This window comes from Legionella sp. (assembly GCF_047605385.1).
Classification (GTDB): Bacteria; Pseudomonadota; Gammaproteobacteria; order Legionellales; family Legionellaceae; genus Legionella.
In genome coordinates this window covers 1-2,730 of sequence record NZ_JASGFU010000134.1, presented here as the reverse complement: position 1 = coordinate 2,730, position 2,730 = coordinate 1, and the positions used below count along the sequence as shown (strand labels likewise).

The window sequence follows — 2,730 nt, the reverse complement described above, 5'->3', positions numbered from 1 at the left end:
CCGGAAACTCTCACTTTTTCAAGTAGTTGTGTCAGAGCAAGTCAAAACTAATTCACTTAAATTCATTGCTGTTATTAACCTCTTTATTAATTAGACGGATTAACTTATTTAAAGCTTCGCGATCTGATTTAAATTTACTAATGTTTTCTTTGTGCTGATAATTTATTAACTCGGGTTCTGCTTTATTAATTATGGCTTTCAATTCAGATAATTTCTTTGCCAGTTCTTTGGGATCTTTATTTTCATCAAGAGCGTCTATGCCAAACATAGTATGAATAGCATCAATGAACCCTTCCAATGCAAACCACACATTGGTATACACAATGTTTAATAATTCTTTATCATTAAAGAAAAATGTATCCTCACATTGTTGGGTAAAATCTTTTTGTACGAATAATTGGATGAGCCCCTTTCTAGCAGTTCTTAATCTTAGAGGATATTTTTTTGTTATAATGGAATAATTATTTTCTATTAGCATATTTTGGTACAACTCATTAAGCGTCTATATTAGGATTCTTTTTATTTTGTTGTGCTGCCCATTTAACAGCAGGATGATTTTTAACATTTTCGATGAAAAGCACATCATCAGAAATTAGCTCTGGTCTAATTATGCCTTGATCTAGTAGTTGATATAAGAAATCATGCTCGTTTGCCGTAAGCGGTAAAAAATTCTGAAAAGCTATCTGGCATTCCTGAACTAAATTTGCCGCCCATTTTGAGGCACCACCCATTATTGACAGCTCGCTTTTTCTAAGCAAAGGAAGTAACCGATTATTTAAGTCCGTTATATCCACCGAAATCGCTTCGGGTGTTAATTGTCGCAAATCAGCTTTTCGACTTATCGCTGAATAAATAATCAATGCCAAACGTAATTTGGGCATATCCAAATTAGTTTTAGTCAATAAATGATAGGCATCAAATAAATCACGTCCCGTTTTTCTATCGATTAATGCAGCCAATTTCCCAGCAGATAATTCATGTGGATCCAAGATAGGAATATTGTGCACCTGTTTACTGCCAACGATACAAGATGATTTAAGCTGTACGGGCCACAGAGGAATGCGATACATGAAATTAAGATCAATTTCCAAATTCCCCATTTGACCTAATGCGCTAGGATAACGCCAAACCATTTTTCCACCGGCATGGCGATTGGGATTGCGATCTAAGGCTAGCCCGTGTCGTTCACAAATTGCGGAAATAGTCTTCTGCAATACAGGTTTTTCCAATAGCATTGCTTCTCGGTCAACAGCCCCTACATAATTCAAATCAATATCAACTGATAGCCGTGGCAGGTTAAAAAAGAATAGATTAAGGGCAGTGCCTCCCTTTAAAACAAACTTGTCTTTAAGTTGAGGAAATGAAGCTATATCCTCTAACAAATCCATGAGCATATAGACCTTCTCTAAATGCTCCATTTTAAAACCGGTGCTAGCTGCTTCTTGTTGTAGCTTTTCTTTAGAAATCTTCATTAGGTTCTTCCCAAGCATGTTCAAGGATATAGTTTGGAACAATAAGGTTCCATCGTTGCAAACATGTTCCTGATTCTCGTTTGCTGCGCTCTAAATAATGCATCCCACTTGGTTTTTTTGATTCCAAATATTTTAGCGTATGTTCATCAATGCCAAATTGCTCTTTAAATTGCTCAAGAAAAAAACCGAGTTTGGCTATAGTCGTTGCATTGTTTAGGAGTTCTGCATATTTAATGATCTTATCAAAATTTAAGATAGGAATATGTTCTGCTGTTCGCCAAATTTCTTCCCATCCCCCTCCATAGTTAGGGCGATCCAATACATCAACTATTGTACGCTCTAAGCTTGTAACATGTACTGCAAGACCTTGCCGATCCACTGAAACCACTTCAAACTGCGTCGCATCATGTTCAACCAATGTTTTAGGAAATGCCAAACAAATAAATTCAGCTTCATCGAATGTGAACGGGCGAATAGAGTGATCGGATAGATACAAATATTGATGATGCAACGAATATGAAACGCCATGCAAATCAAACGCTGATTGATAGGCAATCACTGTATTTTGATTAATACGCCCAGCGATTAAATAGGGATCTACCGGAAAATTTTCTATGGAACCTCGCAAAGCATAGCGGCTGCTCGCAAAAAAGCCCCGTTTTATTCGTAAAATGTGTTGTTTTTTTAGATGATACGCTAGCAGTTCTCGTTGAGTATTGGAGTTTGTTGATCCAATGGATAATAAAAATTGATTAAATTCCTTTTGTGTAAACACGGGATGCTGTTCAAAAAAATGTGTGGCGTTCATGTTTTGACATTTAAGTTCATTAGTACTAATAAATTTAGTAAAATTAACATATAATGTCAATTTAAATTTGACATTACCATACAATAATACTAATTAATTTAGTATTATTGACGATTTTTGTCAAAAATTGATTGCTGCTTAAGTAGATGAACTCGTTGCTATTAATGCTCCGAGCTACCTTAGCGTAAAAGGAGGTTTCGCGCTCGCCTTGATGTCTTTAACTTTCTTTCCTAAATAGCTATCTCTTGACTATTGATTCAGTCGGTTATATTTTGTAACCACCTTTTACTTCATTGCAAGTGATTGTATTCAAACGGTTACAAAATGTAACCTCTTCTTTTTTCAACCGGCGACAAACTGTCACCGGTTCCGATTTACCAACATTTTTAATGAAAGTTGTCTTAAATATAGAAACAAATAATTTTTCAAACAAAGGCGTGTGATTGACCA

Annotated in this window: 4 protein-coding genes; all 4 read right to left on the bottom strand. The window is 35.6% G+C overall.

Going from position 1 to position 2,730, the window contains the following annotated elements; translation table 11 throughout:
* Positions 1-52 precede the first annotated feature (52 nt).
* Entirely contained in the window at positions 53-478 is a 426-nt protein-coding gene (locus tag QM652_RS14465; protein ID WP_415077024.1) for a hypothetical protein, read from the bottom strand.
* A 16-nt stretch (positions 479-494) separates the two neighbouring features.
* Positions 495-1,472: a nucleotidyl transferase AbiEii/AbiGii toxin family protein gene (locus QM652_RS14460; protein WP_415077022.1), complete on the bottom strand. Its 978-nt coding sequence runs from the start codon at positions 1,470-1,472 to the stop codon at positions 495-497.
* Positions 1,459-2,280 carry a type IV toxin-antitoxin system AbiEi family antitoxin domain-containing protein gene (locus QM652_RS14455; RefSeq protein WP_415077020.1) on the bottom strand — a complete coding sequence of 274 codons (822 nt, stop codon included), beginning with the start codon at positions 2,278-2,280 and terminating at the stop codon, positions 1,459-1,461. The genes QM652_RS14460 and QM652_RS14455 overlap by 14 nt, the downstream gene beginning before the upstream one ends.
* Before the next feature lie 265 nt (positions 2,281-2,545).
* Positions 2,546-2,730 (bottom strand): hypothetical protein (locus tag QM652_RS14450; RefSeq protein ID WP_415077018.1); only part of this gene is annotated, 185 nt, incomplete at its 5' end.

Coding starts and splice junctions, on each gene's coding strand:
- QM652_RS14465 (WP_415077024.1), bottom strand. CDS start 478: ATGCTAATAGAAAATAATTATTCCATTATAACAAAAAAATATCCTCTA.
- QM652_RS14460 (WP_415077022.1), bottom strand. CDS start 1,472: ATGAAGATTTCTAAAGAAAAGCTACAACAAGAAGCAGCTAGCACCGGT.
- QM652_RS14455 (WP_415077020.1), bottom strand. CDS start 2,280: ATGAACGCCACACATTTTTTTGAACAGCATCCCGTGTTTACACAAAAG.